The sequence below is a fragment of the Thalassobium sp. R2A62 genome (genome assembly GCF_000161835.1).
In the GTDB taxonomy this organism is placed as follows: Bacteria; Pseudomonadota; Alphaproteobacteria; order Rhodobacterales; family Rhodobacteraceae; genus Thalassobium.
This window is the reverse complement of record NZ_GG697169.2, coordinates 1919740-1942211: the sequence shown is the minus strand read 5'-3', so window position 1 is coordinate 1942211 and position 22472 is coordinate 1919740. Positions and strand designations below refer to the sequence as shown.

The following is a 22472-nucleotide window of genomic DNA, read 5'->3' as shown; positions in this document are numbered from 1 at the left end:
ACATGGCATTGGTGCGATTGGTCGTATTCGGATTTTTGGTCCTGAGCGTCGTCTATCTGTCGATTGCGTTTTATTCGCGGTCTGTACGGCGCGAAAAGTTGGAAGAAGAATGGGACGCGAACCCGCCCGCGGATGCGTCAGCCGAGGATCGCGATGCGTTCATCAAGACGGGGCTGATCGAGTATCACAACGGTTTTCGGGCCAAACTGATCTGGCTGGTCTACATCATCCCGACCTGTTTGGTCGCGGGCATTGTTTATTTCACGAACTACTAAGAGGGTTTAGGTATGCGTAATATTCGTCGAGTGGTTCGTATTGTGGTGATCCTGTTTATGGGATTGCTGCTGCACTATGCATTGCCGCAGCGTGACATCGCGCGTGTAACATCGACCGAGATCATCCGGACCGATTTTTCATCGATCAACCGGATTTTCTATGCCCAAGCGGATGCGGGTGCCGAAGAGCAACCAACCCGTGATTTGCGGCTGATCAACACGGTGCGCAAGACGACATATCTGTTTGGCATGATGCGTGGACGCGATCAGGTCATGGTGTTCCGCAACGAGGACACAGGCTGGATCTGGCCGCCGTATTTCAAATTTGACAGCTCGGATTTGCAAGCTGAAGCCACAGACAGTGTCTCGAGCAAGGACGACCCTGAATGGGTGGCAATCACGCACTACGGATGGCGCGTGCGCTATCTGTCGATTTTCCCGAACGCGATTGCGATCAAGCCGATCGACGGACCTGATGTGCGATTGATCCCATGGTTCAACATCTTCTTCTTTGTCTTCCTGATCGCCGCGTTCCTGTTCCTGCGTGCGATGTGGATGCAGTTCCGCGAACGGACGCTGGACCCATTAGGGGATGCAGCGAACGATCGCTATGACCGTGTAAGCGCGGACATCGGTGAGCGGCGCGGCCGCGTACGGCGTTGGCTGGATACGTGGAGAAGCAAGTAACTTTGCACGCGGGGGATTTATTCCCCGCTGCTTTGGCAGCTCAAACTCTGAACTCTTGATAGCCCTGAGCGGCGTTATTCGCCGTATGGAATCCAGACGGTTTTGACCTCGGTCGTGGCGTTCAGATACTCGCGCGCGCTAGGAGTGCCTGACGGGATCCAAGTGCGTTTGAGATTGCTGACGCTTGCGGCCTCAATGAGGGCGCTATGATCCGTCTCGGACAGGCTCCAAACCGCATCGATGTCCGCGTGAGCGGCGATGTGTTTGGCTGTCTCTGACTGTGGGCCAGTCACGATATTGACTGTTCCAGCAGGGACGTCGGAGGTTTCCAAGATTTGGACAAAGTCGGTCGCGGCCAGCGGGTAGGCGGGCGAGGCGTGCAATGTGATGCGGTTGCCCATAGCAAGAGCTGCGGCCATTGGTGTGATGAGCCCCAAGAGAGGGTGTGTGTCACCGCAGAGCGCCGCGATGTTGCCCACGGGTTCGTTCATGGCAAGAGCGGTACCGCGCATGGGGACGGGTTTGGCCGCCCCATCAAATTTATCGCACCACGCGGCATAGGTGAACAGCGTGTCGATTGCGGCGTCGATCTCTTTGGCGCCGGATTTGCCACCCATCATGGCGTTGATCCGTGCGGCGAATTCGTCGCTACGGGCAGATAGGTTCTCACCGACGTAGTAGAGGATTTGCGCGCGCAGGTGGGCTGTTGTCCCCGACCATTTCTTGGCTGTGTTCATGGCCTCGACCGCATTGCGGACATCTTTGCGGTTGGCGATGCTTGCATGACCGAGCAGGTTCTTTTGTGGGCCGTAGATGGGTTGTGAATAACCACCGTCAGGGCGCGCCTGCTTGCCTCCGATGTAGAGTTTCGCGGTGCGATCCACGCCGTCGGTTGGGCCGCCGTCCCCTTTCATCGGGGTGTGAGGTTTGTTCGGTTTCGACGCGTTGCGGAGTTTGGTGTAGGCGCGCAGACCTTCCCATCCGCCTTCGCGACCAAAGCCGCTCTCTCGGACACCACCAAAGCCGGCGGCGGCATCCATCAGGTTTGTAGCGTTTATCCAGACGATGCCTGAGACAAGTTTGGGGGCGATATCCAGTGCGAGGTTGATGTTCTCGGTCCACACACTGGCAGCGAGACCGTAGCGCGTGTTGTTCGCGACCTCGATTGCCTCGGACGGTGTGCGGAATGTTGTTGCCGCAAGAACGGGGCCAAAGATTTCCTCTTGCATCAGGGTCGATGCAGAGTGGAGGCCTGTGATCAATGTTGGTGGATAAAAGCAGCCAGAGGGGGCAGCTGTTTGGAACATCTCGCCTTCGGTGTTGGCGTCGACCATCGAGGTGATTTGGGCCAATTGTACAGGATCGACGATGGCACCCACGTCGATGCATTTGTCCAGCGGGTCACCGACCCGCAGTGTTTGCATCCGTGCCTTGAGCTTGGCGTAAAAGCGATCAGCAATGCCTTCTTGGACCAGCAGGCGGGAACCGGCGCAGCACACTTGACCCTGATTGAACCAGATCGCGTCAACGAGGCCTTCGACCGCGCTGTCCAGATCGGCGTCGTCAAATACGATGTAGGGGGATTTGCCACCCAGTTCGAGCGTCAGGGATTTGCCACTGCCAGCGGTGGCTGTGCGGATCAGGCGGCCAACCTCGGTCGAGCCGGTAAAGGCGATTTTGTCGACGTCCGAATTGACCAGTGCGGCGCCTGTTTCGCCGTCGCCTGTGACGATATTAACGACCCCATCAGGCACGCCGGCGTCGCGGCAAATCTCGGCAAAGATCATCGCGGTCATGGATGTGTATTCGGCCGGTTTTAGAACGACCGTGTTGCCCATCGCAATCGCGGGTGCGATTTTCCATGCGAGCATAAGCAAGGGGAAGTTCCACGGGATGATTTGCCCGCAGACACCCAGTGGTTCGACATCGGGCAGTTCTTCGTCCATCAGCTGGGCCATGCCAGCATGATAATAGAAATGTCGAATGGCGAGGGGGACGTCGATGTCACGGCTTTCACGGATCGGTTTGCCATTGTCCAGTGTTTCCATGACCGCCAAGAGCCGCGCGTTTTTCTGCATCAGGCGGGCGATTGCATAAAGGATGCGCGCACGTTTATGGCCTGACAGCTTGGCCCATTTGGGCTGTGCTTTGCGGGCGGCTGTGACCGCTTTGGTCACGTCGGTCTCGGTGCCGCGGGTCAGGCCGGCGAGGCGGTCACCTGTTGCGGGATTGATGACTGTGATGTCGTCGCGCAAGGGCCCCCACGCGCCGTCGATGAAATGTCCCGCGATCCCGCCGCGTTCGGCAAGCCACGCGAGCGCGTCTGATGCGTCTTCGGGGGCAGGTCCGTATTCCATGGATTGAAAGGTGTCTTTGACAGTCATGTTCTTATCCAATCGGATGACGGTACTGGGCCGAATAGGCGCCGGTGAGGTGGTGTTCGAGCTGGCGTTCGATGTCGCCTAGCAGAGATGACGCGCCAAAGCGGAAGAGGTCGGGTTGCAGCCACCGATCGCCAAGCTCGTCTTTGATCGTGGCGAGATAGGTGATTGCGTCCTTGGCTTTGGAAATGCCGCCAGCCGGTTTGTAGCCGACCATATGCCCTGTCCGGTCATGATAATCACGGATCGCACGGATCATGGTGAGCGTGACAGGTAGCGTGGCATTCACGGGCTCTTTGCCTGTCGAAGTTTTGATAAAGTCGGCACCGGCCATCATGCATACAAGGCTGGCGCGCTGGACGTTGCGCAAAGTACCTAGCTCGCCTGTGGCAAGGATCGCTTTGACATGGGCATCGCCACAGGCCTCGCGCATTTCGCGCATTTCGTCATAGAGGGCCTGCCAATCACCATTAAGCGCATGTCGGCGCGAGATCACGATGTCGATTTCGCGGGCTCCGGCGGCGACGCTTTCGCGGATCTCTTGCATCCGCAGATGCAAGGGCGAGAGGCCGGCTGGAAAGCCAGTCGAGACGGCAGCAACCGGAATGCCGGTTCCGCGCAGGGCATCAACAGCGGTTTCGATCATGTCGTGGTAGACGCAGACCGCACCCGTGGTGAGACCGGTCATATCGAGCTGGGCGAGCAGATCGGCACGCACGGGCTGGGCCGCCTTGGCGCACAGACGGCGGACACGGCCCGCTGTGTCATCGCCAGAAAGCGTGGTCAGATCGATGCACGAGATTGCGCGCAGCAACCAAGCAGCCTGAAAGTCTTTTTTGACGGACCGACGGCCGGGCAGGGACGCAGCGCGGCGTTCGACGGCAGAGGTATTCACCTGAACGGCGCGAGCCCAGTCCAGATCGAGATCCATCCCGTCATTGCGCGGCAGGTGAACCTGCGGCAGTTGTGCGGTGTCCGTAGGGGTGGCTGTTGTGCTGGTCATAGCGGGGTTCCAAGCAGAGGGTCAGCATGAACAGTCGCACAAAGCGGGCGTAGGGTTCAAGACCACCTTGGTTAGATTTTTGACCAAAAGGTCAAATGACCTGACGACACGCCTGTGATGCGGCCTAACAGGCGTCAGGCCGGACCAATTCACGCTGGTATATCTTGCGGTAAGCGCGCGGTGTGATGTCGTGGTGGATCCGAAACAGCCGATGGAAGTGCGACAGGTTGGGAATGCCGCATTCTGCTGCAATCTCGGGCAGGCTGTCGCCGGTGCCCGCGAGCCTGCGGGCGGCATGCTCCATCCGAATGGTGTTGACGTATTCAGACGGGCTTTGACCCAAAAACTTGCGTGCTGTGCGGCTGACGTGGGCGTGGGCGCGTCCGGCAGCTGCAACAAATCCTGCGGCACCTTCTTGGAACACGCGCGGCGATTGTGCGGTGTCGCAAGCGCGCAGCAGCCAGTCCGGAGCACCAATCTGGGTTTGCGGTGCAGACGGCGCCAAATCGTTCAACAGCGGCAGCAAGAACGCTTCGGTTGCCAAGGCGGTGCGCGGTCCCAATTCCAACTTGAGAGCGGCACGCGAAAGGTCAGCCAAGGTTTTGCTATCATGCGGAGCAATGCTTGGTGTGTCGTCCGTGGACCAAAAGAACCGCCCATCAAGGTCGGGATGCCGTTCAACCAGCGCGCTGATCACGCTAGGGGCAAGGATCACATTGACGAGGTGGGTCTCTTCCCCACGACCCTGAATCGCGTGGACATCGTGGGGGCGGATGAACACAAGATCACCCTCGGTCAAATTCTGGATACGATCGCTAACCACGTGACGGGCCTGACCATGTTGGAGCCAGAAAAGCTCGAAGAAATCATGCGTATGGGGTGCTTTGGGGCGGCTCTTGGGTAAAATGCTGCGGCTAAAGTGCAGCACCTGATCGCCGTCCACAAAATCACTTAGTTTGAGCGTTTGAAATGCAGGTATCATAAAGGTCGTAGCATGCCGTGTGGGGGTGGGGTGATGTATCTCGCAAATTGTCGCACCTGTGGTTGGCGTCACAGGTGACGAATCAGAACCGATTGGGTAAGGCGTAGAGACCTGAATGCCAAAAGGACCAACTCCATGTCATTTGATCGTTCTATCAAGATTGCACCCTCGATTTTATCTGCTGACTTCGCCAACTTTGGTGCAGAGTGCGAGGCGATCGAAGCGCAAGGCGCTGACTGGGTTCATGTTGATGTGATGGACGGGCATTTCGTGCCCAACATTACCTTTGGTCCGGCGACCTGTGCCGCGATCCGCCCCCATATCAAGGGCGTGATGGACGTGCATTTGATGATCGCGCCGGTTGATCCATACATCGAGGCATTTGCCGCATCCGGTGCAGATGTCATAACGGCCCATGTCGAAGCAGGGCCACATATTCACCGCACATTGCAGGCCATTCGTGGCGCTGGGGCCAAAGCTGGCGTCGCATTGAACCCGGGCACGCCTGTTGAGACGGTCGAGTACCTGCTGGATATGGTCGATCTTGTTTGTTTGATGACCGTGAACCCCGGCTTTGGTGGACAATCGTTCATTCACTCGCAGATCGAAAAGGTTGCCAAACTGCGCAGCATGATCGGAGATCGCCCGATCCATATCGAGATCGACGGAGGCGTGACCCCTGTCACAGCACCACTGGTCGCGGCAGCGGGTGCAGACGTTCTGGTCGCAGGTTCGGCTGTGTTCAAAGGCGGCTCTGTCAGCAACCCTGCACCATACGGGGAGAATATTCGGGCGATCCGTAGCGCCTGCTAGGCACTACACGGGTTCTGCACAAACGCGGAATGGGGCCTGCACGAGGTTGATCTACTCCTTGTCTCAAATGAGAACAAAGGGGACAGCCATGAAGGCTTTTTTGATCCGTGGTGTGCCGCAAAATATCCAGAATGATGCGTGGTGGATGACCGCCGAAGCGCCGCAACTTGATGTACCGAAACCGGTGCAAACGAAAGAGACGTCGCAAGGCGCGTGGCAGTCGTTTGCTCTGTTGGGTGCGCTGATTGCGCTGGGGGACGTGTTGATCTGGGACGTGGTGCCCGGTCTATCGCTGGCGGTTTTCCTGCTGGGAATTGGTGCTGCGTCACTGGGGCTATTTGCACAGCGATTGCGGCGGCCGATGTGGCAGCCTGCGGCGGTATTGGTTGCATCGGTAATCCGGCTGATTGAAGTCGTGCAACCGCTCACCGTGATGATTGCGTTGGTGGGCATGATGATTTTTGCGGCCCTGATGGTGACCCGCGACTGGGCAGACGTGGCACGCGCAGCGCTGCGGTTTCCGCTGGTTGCAATCGTGCTGAATGTCGAAGGAGCTGGGCAAGGCGTAGCCGCCGTTAAGATGCCACCTCAGATGGGAGGCAGCTTGGGGCGTCTCATGCGCAATTGGGCGTTGCCGGTTGTCATGGCGGTGGTGTTTGCGCTGTTGTTTGCAGCAGCCAACCCTGTGTTGGATCGGTGGTTGGGCGCTGTGTTTGACGCTCGGGTGAGCCTAGATATGGCGCGGATTTGGTTCTGGGTAATATTGGCGGCAGTCGTCTGGCCGTTTCTTTTCGGTCTGCCGCGGTGCTGAACGCATGAAACGAACCCGTGCGACTGTCCGCAAGCGGAGCTGGGTGGATCATGTGATGAACGAAACATCGGTGCGCAATGCGCTGCTCATGTTCAACGTGATGTTCGCGCTGCAAACGGGGCTCGATCTCGCAATTGTGAGCGGGGGTGCGGCGTTGCCCGAGGGCCTGAGCTATGCGTCATATGCGCATCGTGGGGCTTACCCGCTGGTGGTCACTGCATTGTTGGCAGGTGTTTTCGCGATCTTGGCACAGCTCTATCTGAACGGCCCTGTCATGCGTGCCTTGATGATCGGATGGGTGGCGCAGAACGTAGCATTAGTGGCATCGAGCATGCTGCGGCTTGATCTCTATGTGGATGTTTACGGGCCGACCCATATGCGGTTCGCGGCCTTTGTCTGGATGGGATTGGTTGCTGTTGGTTTGGCCTTGATGATCTGGCAGCTATGGCGCGGCCTGACTGCGCGTTGGTTGTTTGAGATCAACGGTCTTGCGTTGGCGGTGGTTCTCTATGGAATGTGCTTTGTGAATATATCGGGGATCGTCGCGCGGGATCAGTTGGCGCGCACGGATGGATTTGTCTGGTATGTGTGTGAGCTGGGTGAGGGCGCATTGCCCGCCATCTACGAAGCAAAGCGCTTTGAGTACCTCAGCGAGTGTTATGGCAGCTACTGGGGCACCCTGAGCCGCTCTGTTCCAAGCGATTGGCGCGAATGGGGGGTTCGGAACGCACGGATCGCGGCCTATCTTGAACGCAACCTAAAAGGGGCGCCGGGATGAGTCGGATTTTAATTGCAGATGATGACGCCACCATTCGCGACGTGCTGCGGATCGCGCTAGAGCAGGCACATCACGACGTGGTCGAGGTGGCGGATGGAGCAGCAGCACTGGACGCTGTGTCCGAGCATGCGCCGGACTTGATTGTGCTGGATATCGGAATGCCCGAGATGGACGGTTTGCAGGTCTGCCAAGAATTGCGCCGCACCCATGCGACACCGGTTTTGTTTCTGACCGCACGGTCTGACGAAATCGACCGGATCGTCGGGTTAGAGCTGGGCGCGGATGATTATGTAACCAAGCCGTTTTCACCGCGCGAAGTGGTTGCGCGGATCAAGGCGATCCTGAAGCGCAGCGCACCTGCACCCGTCATGGATGACATGCTGCAGCGTGGGGGGTCGAGGTCGATGCGACACGCCACCTGTGCCGTGTCCGTGGCGATAGCGTGACCTTGACGGCCCGCGAGATGGAGATCCTCGTTCGGTTGATGCGGCGGCCGGATCACGTGCTAAGCCGCGTGCAACTGGTCGATGCGATCTATAGCACGAATGTCCATGTCAGTGACCGCACGGTCGACAGCCATCTGCGAAACCTTCGGGCCAAGCTACGCGACGCAGGTGTGGCGGACGCAATTGAAACGTTGCACGGCGTTGGTATTCGGATGGGTCCATGCGCGGGCGCATGAGGGGCAAATGGCGCCCGCCTCTGGCTTTGGTACTGGGGGGACGTTGGCGGCTGTCTTTGCGTTGCCAATGTTTGGCATCGGATATCTGCAGGTGGCGGGCGGCATTCTGGGCTACGTAGAAACCAGTTGGATGATCGGGTGGATGGCGCTGCTGTCTGTTGCGATTTTAGGGTTCTTGTTGTGGCGTCTCGTGCTCAAGCAGGTGCGTGCCTTGACCGCATACGCAGACGCGGTTACGGACGGCCAAGACGTCGAAGCCCCTGATCATTTTGGAACACCCGAACTATCTGCATTGGGCGCGTCAGTGGGGCAGATGTCGACCATGCTGCATACCCGTGCTGCCACAGTGCGGAGCTATGCAGATCACGTTACCCACGAACTGAAGTCGCCTTTGACAACGGTGCGAGGAGCCGCCGAATTGTTGAGCGGTGATCTGGATGGTCAAACCCGTGCAACCCTGACGGCGCGGATCATTGAAGCTGCTGATCAGATGACACGGCTGATTGATGCGCAAAGAGATTTGGAATTGGCGCGCGATCCCGTTCGACCGGGGCAGGCGTGGGTGTCAGATGTCTTGGGGGGGCGTTCGATCGAGGTCGCAGTGGCCCAAGACGAGATTCTGCCCATTGCGCCTGAGCGGTTGGAAATTGTGCTGACCCATTTGATCGGCAATGCGGCGGCCCATGGTGCCACGCGGGTCGATATCACGGCAGCTGCAGATGTTTTGCAGATATCAGACAACGGGCGCGGTGTGTCGAGCGGCAACCGAGACAGAATTTTCGAGCCGTTTTTCACCACGCGGCGCGATGCAGGCGGGACGGGCATGGGGCTGGCGATTGTGCATCAGATGCTGGCCGCACAAGGCGCGCAGATCGAATTGGTCCCAAGCGAACAGGGGGCCAGTTTCGTCATTCAATTTTAGGATTCGTTTTCGGTCATCGCCTTGATCGCTGCGATACCTGATTGCCCCAATTTGACTGCGGCGAACGGCCCACCAACGCGCATTTGCGCGATATCAGAGCTGTCAGATTGCACGTTGGCCAAAAGGGCCTCGGCGTAGTCTTCGGCGTTGTCTTTGGGGCGATACCCGAGGAACGCAGCCTTGGTATTGTCGACGGGCGCGCGGTCGTTGTTGGACACACCGTAGATCACCGTAAAGCCGGTTGTTGGCGTATTCACCGCTCGTTCAACAAGGTGCACCATATCTGGATAGGACAGCCATGTACCAAGCGCGCGCGCGTTTTGCGGTTCGGGGGTGCAAGACAGGATGCGCAGGTGCACTGATTCAAACCCGCGTTTGTCCCAATACATTTTGCCCAAGTCTTCGGTGAAACATTTGGCCAGACCGTAGAACGTGTCTGGCTGGTGTGGCGCATCGATGCCGGTTCCCGCATTGGTGTGAGCCATGCCAACGGCGTGGATCGACGAGGCATAGACGACGCGGCGTGCACCAGCCTGATAGGCGCTTTCGAACACGTTGTAGGCACCGACAAAGTTCGGGCCCCAGATTTCTTCGAACGGCACCTCGTCAACTAGAGCGCCAAAGTGCACGACCATTTCAACGCCGTCCATCAAAGGGGCGACTTGGGCCATGTCGGCGATATCGGCCTGCACGTAGTTTTCGTTCTCAAACAGCGTGTCGGGTGCGTCTTGGATGTCGGTCGACACCAGTGTTTCGCACATCTTGGACATGGCGCCGCGCAACTCGTGACCGAGATTTCCACGTGCGCCCGTGAGGACAATTTTTGTAAGCATGGAGAAGGTCCTATGTGTCGAAAAGAGGTCTTAGAGTTGGTCGCTCAGCAATAACTGGGCGAGTTCGGTTGCCGCGTCATGAAGGCGTGGCACAAAGGCGCGTAAATCCTGCAGGCTGATCCGTTGGACGGGCGCATGCACCGAGAGCGTCGACAAGAGCCGGTTTTGATCGTCTAGGATCGGCACGGCGATCGCAGCCATAGACGCCATGAATTCTTCGTCGTCGGTCGAATAGCCGTTCTTGCGGATCGACGTGATTTCATCGCGCAGTGCGGTTGGGTCCGTCACGGTTTTTTCGGTCTGTGCTGTTAGCGTCGCTGAGGACAGATAGCGGTCGAGATGGGTCGGAGTCAGCGTCGACAGGTAGAGTTTCCCGGAGGCTGTGCAATAAAACGGGACCGCAGTTCCGACAGGTAGCTGAATGCGCAACGGCCATTTGGTCTCGACACGGTCGAGATAGGTCATGGCATCGCGGTCAGGTGTCGCGATGTTGCAGGTTTCGCCAATCTCCTCGGCCAAGGCATTCAAAACGGCGAGACGGGCTGTTCTGATACGCAACGAGGAGAGAACGTTGGACGACAAACGCCGGAGCCTAAGCCCCGGTGAATAAGAACGACCATCTAGGTCGCGTTGGAGAAAACCTTCGGCATCGAGCGTCGAAAACAAACGATGGATCGTTGGCTTTGGCAGCTTGAGGATCGTGTTGACCTCGGTCGGGGTGATCGGCACACCTGCGCGTGCGATTTCCTCGAGCATGATCAACAGCCGCATATTGGTTGGAATGTTGTCAGTTCTATCCGTTCCGTCAGCGGCCATTGTTTCTCTCATTTACCGGTCTGGCAGTAGCCATAGTGCGAGCTCTGGCGTGAGTGCAACCAAAATCCAAACTGAAATCAGTGCGACCAGATACATGGTCGAATACCGCAACAGTCGGAAATAGGGCACGCCCGTCACACCAGAAGCCACGTAGAGGTTAAGGCCATAAGGCGGTGTGATAAAGCCAATCGAAGCACCGACTAGGAAGATCACCGAGAAGTGGATCGGATCCACACCCACAGTGGCTGCGATCGGGGCCAAGATTGGTGCCAGAATAATTGTCACCGGCAGCGATTCTAGGATCATGCCTGCGACAAACACCATTGCCATCGATGTGAACAGCACAGGATAGTAGCCACCCATCGACGTCACAAAGTTGCCGATGGTTTCCTGAGCGCCCAAGAGCGACAAGATTTGCTGCATCACAACCGAAACGGCGATCAGCGGTGCAAGGATGCCCGAGATCTGTGCCGAACGAACGACGATCGAAGGGATTTCCGGAAGACGGAAGCCTTCGACCACAACCATCGAGCCAATGCTGCGGTCTTCGATCGCGACATCGGTGGACGCACCCAGCATCCGGCTTGCCTGATAGCTGAGCATGCCGACGATGATACAGAAGCCCACGGTCACACCAGCAGCCTCGGTTGGCGAGAACTTACCAGTGTAGATGCCCCAGAGAACCAGACCGATGGCAAAGAAGCCAAGCCAAGCGCCAACAGCGGTTTTGAATACGCGGTTGAACGACAGGCCGATCAAGTAGCCCCAGCCGTTGATCGTACAGACGATGAAACAGGCGACCATCATGGCCAGAACCATCAGTGCGCCTGGAATGATACCTGCGATAAACAGGTCCGAGATCGGCAAGTTCATCAAGAAGCCGTAGACGATAAAGATGATCGACGGTGGGATGATGATACCGACTGTACCGCCTGCTGCAGCTGTCGCTGCCGAGAAGCGTTCGTCGTAGCCGCCTTTGACCATTTCTGGGTGCAGCATCGAACCAATGGTGGCCGTGGTGGCCGAGTTTGAGCCCGAGATCGCAGCAAAGAGGCCGCAAGCACCGAGCGATGCCATCGCCAGACCGCCGCGTAGCCAGCCAAGGCAGGCATAGGCGAAATCGGACAGGCGTTTGGCGATCCCTGATTTATTGATCAAGTCACCGGTCAGGATAAAGAGCGGCATCGCCATGAGGGCAAATCCGTCTTTGAACACGTTGAGCAGTTCTGCGCCGGTGTTGTCGAGCGTCAGGTCGAGCACAAAGCTACAGCCGACAACCCAGTAGAAGATGATCAAGAGAACGGGTGTGCCCATCATAAAGAGGAACGTCACTGCGAGCGAGATAATGGTGATCCAGGTTGCGTCAGCCATTAGGTGTCCCCCCCGATTACAGCTTGTTTGATCATGGGTGCGCCCGAACGGTAGTTCGAGAGGTCCTCGACCATGTTTTCAATTGCGCGTGTGGCCAGCAGGATAAAGCAAACCGGCATGGTCACGATGAACCACCAGCGCATGATGTCGTCAGTGCCCAGAACAATCGCGAAATTGTCGTAGGTGTTGACGGTCACGCGGGCCGTTGTTGTCACAACAATCACGCAGAAGATGAGCCACAGCACATTGTCGAATGTCAGCCAGAACAGTTGGCCGTTGCGGCCCAGTTTTGTGCGGAATTCGGAAAAGCTGAGGTGGGTGCGCAGGCGGATGTTAAACGTCGCACCGAACCACGCCATAATCATAAAGAGCAGGGGCGGGATGGTTGTGGACCAGGGCATCTGAACCGAAAACACAAAGCGTTGGATCACGCCAATAAAGATGATCGCGGCCATAACGATGTAGCAATAGATGACGATCGTCCGTTCCGGTGTGCGTTCAAAGAGGATCAACAGGATCGGGACAAAAACCACGATGATAGCCAGCCAGCCACCCGTGATTGTCGTCAGAAAGTCGTTGAACGGGGGCAAGAACGCTGCGGTAAGGCCCAAGGAGATCAGAATTGCGATGATCGGGTGGGTGTATTTAGTCGCGGAAAACCCCAACTGTTCTTCGAGCCGTTCAGCCAAGCGTTCGCGGAAATAAAACAGTATGGCCCCGATCAGCGTCAGTGGTCCAAAGACCAACCATGCGCCGCTGGAACGGTATGCTTTCACCGTTTGAAAGGCGATGTCTTGACCGAGTGTATCGGCAATGATCGTCCCTGCATTAGCCCAAATAGACATCAGGCTCCCCCCTTTTTTTGATGTTTGATGCGACCACCGTAGTGGGGTTCGCAGGAAAAGATAGGGCCGGCCCGACTTCCTCGTTCGGGCCGACCCAAATTTTCAGGTTAGACGTAAGGCTAGCTTACGACTTCCACCAGCGACGTGGTTCAACGTTCTCAGGAAGCGTGTTCGCGTCGATTGTACGAACTTCGTCATAGATTTCCTGATATGTGTCACGACCACCGGCCCAGCCGTTGATCCGCTCGCGCCACTCTTCCCAGAGCTGCGGCTGGAACTCAGGTGAACACATTTCCTCGGCCTTCTTCAATTCTGCGTCGGACAAGAATGCGTTACGCACGTTGTTCTGAGCAAAGATTGTGCCTGGAAGCTGTGGATCGGACATACCGACAGTTTTCACCAGTGCGGCTTCGTTTGCAGCCTGTACGTGTGTCTGTGCCCAGTAGGACGATTCCATAACAGCATCCTGAAGCTCGCCGCCGAGGCTATCAAACACTTCAGCGGACATCGCTGTGTGCTCTGTGCCGCAGAAGAAGTTCAGGTGAACCGACTGAGAAACAACTGGCGACATGTTGGCGTATGCAACAGCCGATGCCCATGTTTCAGCACCGTCGATCAGGCCCTGCTTGAGACCGTCGAGAGTTTCTTCCCATGCAACAGGAACTGGGTTCAGGTTCAGAGCGTTCATGGCGATACGGCCAAGCTGTGTACCTGTGACGCGGTTCTTTGTGCCAAAAAGCTGCTCGACAGAGGTAACTGTCGGCTTGTCTTCCCATGCGAGACCCAGCTGGATGCCGCGAAGTTCAGCGTGGCTGAACAGGAACTTCAGGCCGTGACGCTTTTCATAGGGGTCACGCAGAAGCTCTTGGGATTTTGGCGAGTAGAGGAAGTGGTACTGGTCCGCACGGTTACGGAACATATACGCATAGTCGAGAACGTTGAGGTATGGCGCGCCACCCGCAGAGTTCTGTGTAGAAGCCGCATACATGTCGACGATGCCCTGCTGTGTTTTCTCAACACAAGACACCTGACCACAGATTTGGTTGTCGCCGATGAACTCGACGCGAATCTCACCGTCGGTGCGCGCCTCGAGGTCACGTGCGAATTCCAGAGCGCCAGCGCGTTCGATCAGAAGGTTGCGTGCGTTAAAGCCCGCCGCGCCGAACTTGAGTGTGAACTTAGCTTCTTTGCTAAAGCGACGCTCGTAGGTCGATTCAGCGGCAGACGCCAAGTTTGCAACGCTCATAGCACCGCCAAACGTTCCAGCGGCGAGAAGCGTCGAGCTCATCCCATACTGACCCGCAAGCTTCATCATATCGCGGCGCGAAATGTGCTTTACGTTATCTCCGATACCCATTTTTGGTTCCTCCCATTTATGGTATTGTTGATTATTGAGACTTTTAGTTTCAAAAAAAGACTAGTATGCCCGAGACGTTCTGCATAGACTTTTTTTCAATATTTCACGTAGAACCGCTGATAAGGGGACGACATGGAAGCCGATTATATCGTTATTGGAGCGGGTTCTGCCGGTTGTGTTTTGGCGAATCGCCTGAGCGCAGACCCCAAGACCAAGGTGATTCTGCTGGAAGCAGGCGGAAAAGATTGGAATCCATGGATCCATATTCCTGTCGGCTATTTCAAAACGATTCATAACCCGAGCGTGGACTGGTGCTATAAAACCGAACCCGATCCCGGCCTAAACGGGCGGTCTATTGAATGGCCGCGCGGCAAGGTGTTGGGCGGGTCTTCGTCGTTGAACGGTTTGTTGTATGTACGCGGCCAGTCTCAGGACTATGACCGTTGGGCACAGATCGGCAATCGTGGCTGGGGTTGGGACGATGTGCTGCCGCTGTTCAAGCGGGCCGAGAACAACGAACGTGGTGCGGACGAGTTTCATGGTGACGAGGGGCCGTTGTCGGTGTCGAACATGCGTATCCAGCGCCCGATCACGGATGCATGGGTCGCGGCGGCGCAGGTCGAGGGGTATCCCTTTAATCCGGACTACAATGGTGCCGATCAAGAAGGCGTAGGGTTCTTTCAGCTGACAGCTCGGAATGGACGGCGGTGTTCGTCGGCTGTGGCCTATCTCAATCCGATTAAGAGCCGCGAAAACTTGACCATCATCACGCATGCGCAGGTCGAAAAGATTGTGATCAAAGACAAGAGCGCGACAGGGGTTGAATACAAAGACCGCAGTGGCGCAGTTCGGACGATCAATGCAGGTCGCGAGATCATCCTGTCCGGTGGCGCGATCAATTCGCCGCAGTTGTTGATGCTGTCGGGCATTGGTGAGGCTGCGCAGTTGCAAGAACACGGTATCGCGGTCGAGCAAGATTTGCGCGGTGTTGGCAAGAATATGCAGGATCATCTGCAAGCGCGGTTGGTTTACAAATGTAACGAGCCGACGCTGAACGACGAAGTATCCAGCCTGTTTGGCCAGGCCAAGATTGGTCTCAAGTATATGATGTTCCGCGCGGGTCCGATGACGATGGCGGCGAGCCTCGCGACCGGATTTATGAAAACCCGCAAAGATTTAGAGACGCCCGATATTCAGTTTCACGTCCAGCCGTTGTCAGCTGAGAACCCGGGCAAAGGAGCGGACAAATTTTCGGCCTTTACCACGTCGGTTTGCCAATTGCGTCCTGAAAGCCGTGGCGAGATCAGGCTATCGAGCAGTGACGGGCGCGCCTATCCCAAGATCATCCCGAACTATCTGTCAACCGAGACGGATTGCCGGACGATCGTCGAGGGCGTCAACATCGCCCGCCGCATTTCGCGCAACGCGCCGTTGACCAGCAAGATTTCAGAAGAATTCCGGCCGCATGCCGATTTGGACATCGAAGACTACGATGCCACGCTGGATTGGGCGCGCAACAACACGGCGTCGATTTATCACCCGACGGGTACCTGCAAAATGGGCCAAGGGCCAGACGCCGTGGTGGATGAGCGGTTGCGGGTTCACGGAATTGCAGGGCTGCGCGTGGCGGATTGTTCGATCATGCCAGAGATCGTGTCAGGCAACACAAATGCACCTGCGATCATGATCGGTGAAAAGGCGAGCGATCTGGTTTTAGAAGATCACGCTTAACGGCTGATTTGCGGGTTGACGGGATAGGCAGAACGGCCTACCTAGCGCGTCGTTGGCGTTATAGCTCAGTTGGTTAGAGCGAACGACTCATAATCGTTAGGTCCCTGGTTCAAATCCAGGTAACGCCACCACCTATCCCAACTTTTACGTTCTCGGACTGCGGCCTGATCTGGCTGTGCTTTGCGTTGTTCTCGCACTGGAAAATCAAAAACGCGCCAGCGGTCATCCGCGGCGCGTTTTGGTTTTTAGGGGACGATGGCCCAGCGAATGGCGTAGGCGACGATCCCGAGGGCTGTGATGCTGACCACCCAGATGCTAGCGAACCATGCGAGGCGTTTGAGAGTTTTCATCAGTGGTACCCATCCTCTGGGTCAACTTTGCCGCGGAACACCCAGTAGGCGTAGGCGGTGTAGCCTAGGATCACCGGCACCAAGACCACAGTTCCAACCAGAGCAAACGCGAGGCTGCTATCTGGTGCGGCAGCCTGCCAGATCGTGAGATCCGGTGGGACGATATGGGGGTAAAAGCTGATGCCAATGCCGACAAAGCTGACCACAAACAGTGACAGGGCCGACAAGAAGGGCGAAATTTCACGGCCCGAATACAGACCTTTGAACAGGGTGTAGTTGAGCACCAGAACCAGAGTTGGCACTGCTGATGTGTAGAACACGCCGGGCATGGTGAACCAGCGTTCGAAATATACGGGGTCTTGGAACGGGGTCAGGACGCTCACGAGGCCAACACAAACCACAGTGGCGACCGCCAGTGGTTTGGCAAAGGCGCGCATTTGGACATTCAGGTCATTCTTGGTTTTCATCACCAACCATGTCGCCCCCAAGAGCGCATAACCGATCACGACCGCCACACCTGTCAGAACAGAGAACGGTGTGAACCAGTCCCACCATCCGCCTGAATAGGCGCGGCCTGTGATCTCGATGCCTTGGACCAATGCGCCCAGAGCGATGCCTTGGGTAAAAGCGGCCAGTGTTGAGCCACCAAAGAACGCCATGTCCCAGACGCCTTTCCACCGCTGTGTGCGCCAGCGGTATTCAAAGGCCACGCCGCGAAACACCAACGCCAAGAGCATCAGGATGATCGGCAGATAGAGGGCAGGCATGATCACGGCATAGGCCAGCGGGAACACGGCAAAGAGGCCACCACCCCCGAGCACCAGCCATGTTTCGTTGCCGTCCCAAACGGGGGCGACAGTGTTCATCATGACGTCCTTGTCGGATTCGGTTTTGGCAAACGGGAACAGGATGCCGACGCCTAGGTCAAAACCGTCGAGGATGACGTACACCAAAACAGCAAAGGCGATAATACCGGCCCAGATAAATGCGAGGTCAAAGATCATGTTGTCGTCTCCTTATTCGCCAACCGATACGGTGTCGGGCTTCATTTGTTGGGCTGGTGTGATGCCAGCCGAACGGATCGGACCCACATCAAGACCCAGTTTGATCGTGCTGGGTTCCTTGCCCATCATCCGCAGGATGTAGAAAGTCCCTGCACCGAACACAAAGAAGTAGACGACGATAAAGGCGATCAAGGATGCGGCAACGGCGGGGGCTTCGACCGGTGCAAGGCTGTCAGACGTGCGCATCAGCCCGTAGACAGTAAAGGGTTGGCGCCCCACCTCGGTGGTGACCCATCCGGCGAGCACGGCGATAAATCCGGTCGGTCCCATCAGCATCGTAATGCGGTGAAAGATCCGTGTTTCATAGAGCCGGCCACGTATGCGGAGCACCAACGACAGCAGACCAACGCCCAGCATCGCAAAGCCAATCGCGATCATAATGCGGAACGACCAGAATACGATGGCCACGGGTGGCTCATCTTCGTCTGGGATGGTATCCAGACCATCCAAAGGCGCGTTGAGGCCATGCTTGAGGATCAACGACGACAGCTTGGGGATTTCGATCTTATAATCGATCCGCTTTTCCTCGGGATTGGGGATGCCAAAGAGGATCAGCGGCGCACCGTCTGGATAGCTATGATAGTGACCTTCCATCGCCATAACTTTGGCGGGCTGGTATTTCAGCGTGTTCAGGCCGTGCAAGTCACCCGCATAGATTTGAAGCGGCGTGACGATGACAGCCATCCACATCGCCATTGAGAACATGCGTCTTGCGCAGGCATTCCTATGGTCGCGCAGCAGGTGATAGGCACCGACCGCCGCCACAACAAAGGCAGTGGTCAGGAAGGCCGCGAGCACCATGTGAACCAGCCGATAGGGAAAGGATGGGTTGAACACGATGGCCCACCAATCTTCGGGCACGAATTGGCCCGCGTCATTGATGGAAAACCCTGCTGGGGTCTGCATCCAAGAGTTCACTGACAAGATCCAAGTCGCAGACATGAGTGTGCCAAACGCGACCATGGCCGTTGCAAACATATGGAGTTTTTCGCCCACGCGGTCGCGACCAAATAACATGATCCCCAAAAAGCCTGCCTCAAGGAAAAAGGCGCTGAGGACTTCGTAGGCCATAAGCGGGCCAATCACAGGTCCGGCGCGATCCGAGAAAACTGACCAGTTTGTTCCAAACTGGTAGGACATCACAATGCCCGACACGACACCCATGCCAAATGCCACGGCAAAGATCTTCTTCCAGTAGTTGAAGAGCGTCAGGTAGGTTTCATCGCGCGTGCCCAAATACAGCGCGTTCAAGACGGCGAGAAAGCTGGCCAACCCGATCGAGAACGCAGGAAAGATGATGTGGAAAGAAACAGTGAATGCAAACTGAAAGCGCGCGAGGACTTCTGCAGAAAAACCTTCAAACATTTGGACGTTCCATATGAGATTTCTGGTTACAACACATCTATGCTCGAACCCTATGTAAGCAAGGAAAACAGGGCGAGTGTGGCGGCATGCCGCAGTGCAGAAATGAACGTGCTATTTCGCCGTTTCAGCCGTCGTGATTGATGGCGTCTCACAGGATTTGGGTCTGTCGACAGAACGGTGTTCGTGAGGGTCTAGAGATCAATTTCTATGATGCCGCTGGATTGGCTGGCACGAGATTGGCACAGGATAATGTTTGTCTCACGCTGCGCTTTGGACAGGACAAAGTCGCGGTGTTCGACGTCGCCAGAAACCAACGCACATTTGCAAACCCCGCAAATCCCATCCGAGCATTTCACGTCGACAGAGATACCGTTGTCATTGAGCGTATCGGCTGCAGTCGCGTCAGGTGCGACCTCAAACTCTCGGCCGTCTTTGAGCCGCAAGGTGAAGGGTGTGTTCACGTGGTCAGGTGTCTCAGGAGCCGAGAAATACTCGGCATGCAGGTTGTCGTCATCGAACCCATTCCGGCTGCCTGCGTCGAGCGTGGCGGCCATATAGGCCTCTGGTCCACAGGTGTAGAGATGCGCAGAGGCAGGCAGGTTTGTCATGATCGCATCGAGATCGGCTCGGGTCCCTTCGTCGCTGATATAGAGGTGGACGTTGTCGCGCCAAGGGACCTGTCCGAGCGCAAAGATAAATCCAGCTGTGCTACGACTGCGCACGGAATAATGCAGATCAAAGGGACGACCAAGCGCGTGTAAACGATGTGCAAAGGCGATCATTGGTGTGATGCCGATGCCGCCACCCATCAACAGGCTGTGGGGCGCGTCTTGGACCAGTTCGAAATGGTTGATGGGTTTCGAGACAAAGAGCCTGCGCCCTTGTGTGAACAGGCGGTGCAACATTTGCGAGCCACCACGCCCCTCTGGTTCACGCAGCACGGCAATTTCGTAGCATGACCGATCTGCAGGATCGCCACACAGAGAATACTGGCGCAACAAATCAGGTGTCACAACCACATCCAAATGCCCGCCCGCGGTCCAAGGTGGCAATGGCGCGTCTGTTGCGGATACCAATCGGTAGTGGGCAAGGTCGGGCGTCATTTGCGTCACACGATCGACAATCACCTGTACAACGGGTGCGTCCGCCGCGGGGGCCGTACGGTGCATGTGGCTGTCATCCCCAGCAGCCGAACGCTCGCGGTATTCCTCGGCGGTGATCATCGCCTGATAGGCTTCGATCCCAGCCTCGCGGTCCATGGGGTCGGGATAGGGATAAGGGTGAGCCGCTAGGGGGGCGGGATAGACTGCCAAAGTCTGATCCTCGTATTTCAGGTCGAGGTCCCTTTGCAGCGGACGGGCGTTGGGGGTCAGGTTCGGCACGCCGTATCCACCGGTCTCGTTCAGTTCCAGATCCCACCACCATGTCTTGACCGGATTGATTTCGCCGTTGCCCAACATGTCGTCGAGCCGTGCCAAGGCAGGTGCCGCCTTGGGCAGTGTCATTGCTGCCCAACGAAACGGGCGTTCGGCGAACAAACCCTCGAGGTTCCAAGGGCAGGTTTTCATGCAGCGGCCGCACATGGAGCCGCCCAAATTGGTGATCCTGTAGGTCGCACATTTCTGGCTGTCTGATTTCCAAATCTCGTAGCCGTTGAACATCAACTTGGGGCCTGCCGTGATCGCGCCTGATGGGCATTCGCGGGCACATTTGTTGCAGCTTTCACAAAAGCTCTGAAGGCCAAAATCGACGGGTTTGTCGTGGTCCATCGGCATGGTCGTTGTCACGGCACCTGATTTGAGCCGCGGGCCAAGGAATGGATTGAGAATAACCTCGCCAATGCGGCTGACTTCGCCCAGTCCGGCAAGCAACAAGAGTGGCGGTTGCAGCACTTCGCCGTCCATGACGCTATGTGCTTTGGCAGGGTAGCCGAGATCGCGGATGTGACGCGCGAGCACGCCACCCACCAGCGAAAACCGAAGGTAGGCGCGCATGGATTGGCTGACGCTGATCCAATCATCGCCTGATGTGCCCTCAGTCGTTTCGAACCCTTGGTCGATGATCATACTGACGGCTTGGTCGTGGGGTGGGTCGATCTCGTCGCCGCGTGCGTCGTGGCTGTACCACGTCCATTCGGGACAGCGTGACAGGCCGACGGCATCGGCTCCTAAAAAGTAGCTCGCACCGCGCAGGTTCGCACCATTGCGCTGGGCATCGGTCAGTGGTGCGTAAATAGCGGTTGGCCCGTCTTGAAGCAGTGTGAACGCCCCCAGAGCCGTACGTTGAGCCGTGGCGGGGGCGGATTTGCGGATATGCGCGCCGCCCTTGGTTGCGTTTTGCACTTTGGCGCCCATGTCGCCAAATTGCGCGCGTGCAAAGAGGTCGGCGCGCTTTGGAACGCGCGGGACATTCGGCTCGTCGATATAGGTGGTCGGTTGGTCCTTGCGCTTGAGGGTTTCGAACGGATGCGCCCCCATGCGGTAGTCGCGAGTTCGGTAAGGATCGCGATTTCGCGCGCTTTTGTCGGTGCCATACCCCAGCCACCAAGCGGGACCAAAGGCGCGAAGCCTAGGCTGGTCAGCCATGGGCAGCAGTGGCAGATCAGGGGTGAGCGGCAGTGTGGTCGTGATGGCCGTCAGCCCAAACCCTGTCCCCAGATAGGGGGCGACCAATTGACCATCTTCGTTGGTGACAAGACCGGCGGCGAGCGCGAGTTGGCCCAGATGGACGTCGCTGGCTGTGGGTGTATGCGCGCGGGCATCAAAGCCCAAGAGGCGGATGTAGTTGGCGATGACCACGGCGCTCTCTGTGCCGAGGATGGCGGCGCGGTGGGCTTGGGCGTTTTGGATCCAATCGGTGCCGGGTTCGTCTTTGCGCGGGTCGCGGTGGTGTTCGTGCAAAAACACCAGAGTATGGGTGTGCGTGTCGATTGGGCCGTGATCTGTGTCGGCGCCCTCGGCCAGTTCGGCCATGATGATATCCATCCCAGCCGCCAGAGATTTCGTCTGCCGTGTCTTGAGATCATGGATCAGGCGCGACACGTCCGCGTTGACGGTGGGCGCGTCTAGGCGGGCTGTGTCTGGGATCGTGCCGATACCCGCCATTGAGGCATCTGTGAAATAGCCAAACGCCTTGAGGTGGTGTGCCCGATCTGTTGGATCGTGCGGGATCGTGGCTGGGTTGGGGTTTGTGCGTCCCACCCGGATTGCATCCATCATTGCCTGATGATCGCGCATCGCATTGACGATGCTGTTGGGGTCATCTTGTCGGTCAAACGACAGAGGTGTTTCTGGCGGCAGCGCGCTTGCGCCACCCGCTGTGTGCACGCGGGCGAGCCGTTCTAGTGGATACGGCCCCAAATGAGGTCGGCGAGACTTTGTGGAAAAGAGCTTCATATTCGGGCCTG

Annotated in this window: 21 protein-coding genes and 1 tRNA gene; 10 read left to right on the top strand and 12 right to left on the bottom strand. The window is 57.1% G+C overall.

All coding sequences use genetic code 11. The features are described from left to right. Positions 1 to 2: 2 nt before the first annotated feature. Positions 3 to 275, top strand: coding sequence for a hypothetical protein (locus TR2A62_RS09580; protein WP_009158709.1), 273 nt, complete (start codon positions 3 to 5; stop codon positions 273 to 275). A gap of 12 nt (positions 276 to 287) precedes the next feature. Continuing rightward, positions 288 to 962: a DUF1523 family protein gene (locus TR2A62_RS09575; RefSeq protein ID WP_009157797.1), complete on the top strand. Its 675-nt coding sequence runs from the start codon at positions 288 to 290 to the stop codon at positions 960 to 962. A 74-nt stretch (positions 963 to 1036) separates the two neighbouring features. On the opposite strand, the gene TR2A62_RS09570 is transcribed toward TR2A62_RS09575, so the two are convergent. From TR2A62_RS09570 to TR2A62_RS09560, 3 genes are all read right to left on the bottom strand, one after another. After that, positions 1037 to 3346 (bottom strand): aldehyde dehydrogenase family protein, encoded by a 2310-nt coding sequence (locus tag TR2A62_RS09570; protein WP_009158705.1) that lies wholly within the window; start codon positions 3344 to 3346, stop codon positions 1037 to 1039. Between the two features lie 4 nt (positions 3347 to 3350). Next, positions 3351 to 4346: a deoxyribose-phosphate aldolase gene (gene deoC / locus TR2A62_RS09565; RefSeq protein WP_009157890.1), complete on the bottom strand. Its 996-nt coding sequence runs from the start codon at positions 4344 to 4346 to the stop codon at positions 3351 to 3353. Between the two features lie 124 nt (positions 4347 to 4470). Beyond that, the gene (locus tag TR2A62_RS09560) at positions 4471 to 5328 is read right to left on the bottom strand and encodes an AraC family transcriptional regulator (RefSeq protein WP_083791053.1); all 858 of its coding nucleotides are present in this window, start codon (positions 5326 to 5328) and stop codon (positions 4471 to 4473) included. A gap of 135 nt (positions 5329 to 5463) precedes the next feature. On the opposite strand from TR2A62_RS09560, the gene rpe reads away from it, so the two are divergent. The 6 genes from rpe to TR2A62_RS09535 all read left to right on the top strand — a co-directional run bounded on the left by rpe (position 5464) and on the right by TR2A62_RS09535 (position 9334). Then, positions 5464 to 6141 (top strand): ribulose-phosphate 3-epimerase, encoded by a 678-nt coding sequence (gene rpe / locus TR2A62_RS09555; RefSeq protein ID WP_009158537.1) that lies wholly within the window; start codon positions 5464 to 5466, stop codon positions 6139 to 6141. A gap of 88 nt (positions 6142 to 6229) precedes the next feature. Further along, a complete protein-coding gene (locus TR2A62_RS09550; protein ID WP_009157694.1) occupies positions 6230 to 6952 on the top strand; it encodes a DUF4153 domain-containing protein in 723 nt (240 codons plus the stop codon). A gap of 4 nt (positions 6953 to 6956) precedes the next feature. Beyond that, a complete protein-coding gene (locus TR2A62_RS09545) occupies positions 6957 to 7730 on the top strand; it encodes a DUF4173 domain-containing protein (RefSeq protein WP_009160628.1) in 774 nt (257 codons plus the stop codon). Then, complete coding sequence (locus tag TR2A62_RS09540) at positions 7727 to 8176, top strand: response regulator transcription factor (protein WP_009159784.1); 450 nt, start codon at positions 7727 to 7729, stop codon at positions 8174 to 8176. The genes TR2A62_RS09545 and TR2A62_RS09540 overlap by 4 nt, the downstream gene beginning before the upstream one ends. Continuing rightward, on the top strand, positions 8173 to 8412 hold the full coding sequence (locus TR2A62_RS19550) for a winged helix-turn-helix domain-containing protein (RefSeq protein WP_083791052.1): 240 nt from the start codon (positions 8173 to 8175) through the stop codon (positions 8410 to 8412). Before TR2A62_RS09540 ends, TR2A62_RS19550 begins: the two co-directional genes overlap by 4 nt. A 7-nt stretch (positions 8413 to 8419) precedes the next feature. Further along, positions 8420 to 9334, top strand: a complete 915-nt coding sequence (locus tag TR2A62_RS09535) for a sensor histidine kinase KdpD (RefSeq protein WP_009160147.1) — start codon at positions 8420 to 8422, stop codon at positions 9332 to 9334. Here the strand turns inward: TR2A62_RS09535 and TR2A62_RS09530 are convergent. From TR2A62_RS09530 to TR2A62_RS09510, 5 genes are all read right to left on the bottom strand, one after another. Next, positions 9331 to 10167 (bottom strand): NAD(P)-dependent oxidoreductase, encoded by an 837-nt coding sequence (locus tag TR2A62_RS09530; RefSeq protein WP_009158168.1) that lies wholly within the window; start codon positions 10165 to 10167, stop codon positions 9331 to 9333. The genes TR2A62_RS09535 and TR2A62_RS09530 overlap by 4 nt on opposite strands. Before the next feature lie 30 nt (positions 10168 to 10197). Next, positions 10198 to 10995, bottom strand: a complete 798-nt coding sequence (locus TR2A62_RS09525) for an IclR family transcriptional regulator (protein ID WP_223296096.1) — start codon at positions 10993 to 10995, stop codon at positions 10198 to 10200. Continuing rightward, a complete protein-coding gene (locus TR2A62_RS09520) occupies positions 10996 to 12354 on the bottom strand; it encodes a TRAP transporter large permease (RefSeq protein ID WP_009158505.1) in 1359 nt (452 codons plus the stop codon). Beyond that, positions 12354 to 13199, bottom strand: coding sequence for a TRAP transporter small permease (locus TR2A62_RS09515; RefSeq protein WP_009159014.1), 846 nt, complete (start codon positions 13197 to 13199; stop codon positions 12354 to 12356). Before TR2A62_RS09515 ends, TR2A62_RS09520 begins: the two co-directional genes overlap by 1 nt. Positions 13200 to 13323: 124 nt before the next feature. Beyond that, on the bottom strand, positions 13324 to 14556 hold the full coding sequence (locus TR2A62_RS09510; protein ID WP_009157990.1) for a TRAP transporter substrate-binding protein: 1233 nt from the start codon (positions 14554 to 14556) through the stop codon (positions 13324 to 13326). 132 nt (positions 14557 to 14688) lie between these two features. On the opposite strand from TR2A62_RS09510, the gene TR2A62_RS09505 reads away from it, so the two are divergent. Both TR2A62_RS09505 and TR2A62_RS09500 read left to right on the top strand, forming a co-directional pair. Beyond that, the gene (locus TR2A62_RS09505; protein ID WP_009160105.1) at positions 14689 to 16287 is read left to right on the top strand and encodes a GMC family oxidoreductase; all 1599 of its coding nucleotides are present in this window, start codon (positions 14689 to 14691) and stop codon (positions 16285 to 16287) included. Positions 16288 to 16341: 54 nt separating this feature from the next. Next, a tRNA-Met gene (locus TR2A62_RS09500) sits at positions 16342 to 16418 on the top strand. Positions 16419 to 16532: 114 nt separating this feature from the next. On the opposite strand, the gene TR2A62_RS18145 is transcribed toward TR2A62_RS09500, so the two are convergent. From TR2A62_RS18145 to TR2A62_RS09485, 4 genes are all read right to left on the bottom strand, one after another. Then, the gene (locus tag TR2A62_RS18145; RefSeq protein ID WP_083791051.1) at positions 16533 to 16637 is read right to left on the bottom strand and encodes a DUF2474 family protein; all 105 of its coding nucleotides are present in this window, start codon (positions 16635 to 16637) and stop codon (positions 16533 to 16535) included. Beyond that, the gene (gene cydB / locus TR2A62_RS09495; protein ID WP_009159438.1) at positions 16637 to 17641 is read right to left on the bottom strand and encodes a cytochrome d ubiquinol oxidase subunit II; all 1005 of its coding nucleotides are present in this window, start codon (positions 17639 to 17641) and stop codon (positions 16637 to 16639) included. The genes TR2A62_RS18145 and cydB overlap by 1 nt, the downstream gene beginning before the upstream one ends. Before the next feature lie 12 nt (positions 17642 to 17653). Beyond that, positions 17654 to 19066: a cytochrome ubiquinol oxidase subunit I gene (locus TR2A62_RS09490; protein ID WP_009158284.1), complete on the bottom strand. Its 1413-nt coding sequence runs from the start codon at positions 19064 to 19066 to the stop codon at positions 17654 to 17656. A gap of 191 nt (positions 19067 to 19257) precedes the next feature. Next, positions 19258 to 22461, bottom strand: coding sequence for a 2Fe-2S iron-sulfur cluster-binding protein (locus TR2A62_RS09485; RefSeq protein ID WP_040820555.1), 3204 nt, complete (start codon positions 22459 to 22461; stop codon positions 19258 to 19260). Between the last annotated feature and the right edge of the window lie 11 nt (positions 22462 to 22472).

Coding starts and splice junctions, on each gene's coding strand:
- TR2A62_RS09580 (WP_009158709.1), top strand. CDS start 3: ATGGCATTGGTGCGATTGGTCGTATTCGGATTTTTGGTCCTGAGCGTC.
- TR2A62_RS09575 (WP_009157797.1), top strand. CDS start 288: ATGCGTAATATTCGTCGAGTGGTTCGTATTGTGGTGATCCTGTTTATG.
- TR2A62_RS09570 (WP_009158705.1), bottom strand. CDS start 3,346: ATGACTGTCAAAGACACCTTTCAATCCATGGAATACGGACCTGCCCCC.
- deoC (WP_009157890.1), bottom strand. CDS start 4,346: ATGACCAGCACAACAGCCACCCCTACGGACACCGCACAACTGCCGCAG.
- TR2A62_RS09560 (WP_083791053.1), bottom strand. CDS start 5,328: ATGATACCTGCATTTCAAACGCTCAAACTAAGTGATTTTGTGGACGGC.
- rpe (WP_009158537.1), top strand. CDS start 5,464: ATGTCATTTGATCGTTCTATCAAGATTGCACCCTCGATTTTATCTGCT.
- TR2A62_RS09550 (WP_009157694.1), top strand. CDS start 6,230: ATGAAGGCTTTTTTGATCCGTGGTGTGCCGCAAAATATCCAGAATGAT.
- TR2A62_RS09545 (WP_009160628.1), top strand. CDS start 6,957: ATGAAACGAACCCGTGCGACTGTCCGCAAGCGGAGCTGGGTGGATCAT.
- TR2A62_RS09540 (WP_009159784.1), top strand. CDS start 7,727: ATGAGTCGGATTTTAATTGCAGATGATGACGCCACCATTCGCGACGTG.
- TR2A62_RS09535 (WP_009160147.1), top strand. CDS start 8,420: ATGGCGCCCGCCTCTGGCTTTGGTACTGGGGGGACGTTGGCGGCTGTC.
- TR2A62_RS09530 (WP_009158168.1), bottom strand. CDS start 10,167: ATGCTTACAAAAATTGTCCTCACGGGCGCACGTGGAAATCTCGGTCAC.
- TR2A62_RS09525 (WP_223296096.1), bottom strand. CDS start 10,995: ATGAGAGAAACAATGGCCGCTGACGGAACGGATAGAACTGACAACATT.
- TR2A62_RS09520 (WP_009158505.1), bottom strand. CDS start 12,354: ATGGCTGACGCAACCTGGATCACCATTATCTCGCTCGCAGTGACGTTC.
- TR2A62_RS09515 (WP_009159014.1), bottom strand. CDS start 13,199: ATGTCTATTTGGGCTAATGCAGGGACGATCATTGCCGATACACTCGGT.
- TR2A62_RS09510 (WP_009157990.1), bottom strand. CDS start 14,556: ATGGGTATCGGAGATAACGTAAAGCACATTTCGCGCCGCGATATGATG.
- TR2A62_RS09505 (WP_009160105.1), top strand. CDS start 14,689: ATGGAAGCCGATTATATCGTTATTGGAGCGGGTTCTGCCGGTTGTGTT.
- TR2A62_RS18145 (WP_083791051.1), bottom strand. CDS start 16,637: ATGAAAACTCTCAAACGCCTCGCATGGTTCGCTAGCATCTGGGTGGTC.
- cydB (WP_009159438.1), bottom strand. CDS start 17,641: ATGATCTTTGACCTCGCATTTATCTGGGCCGGTATTATCGCCTTTGCT.
- TR2A62_RS09490 (WP_009158284.1), bottom strand. CDS start 19,066: ATGTTTGAAGGTTTTTCTGCAGAAGTCCTCGCGCGCTTTCAGTTTGCA.
- TR2A62_RS09485 (WP_040820555.1), bottom strand. CDS start 22,461: ATGAAGCTCTTTTCCACAAAGTCTCGCCGACCTCATTTGGGGCCGTAT.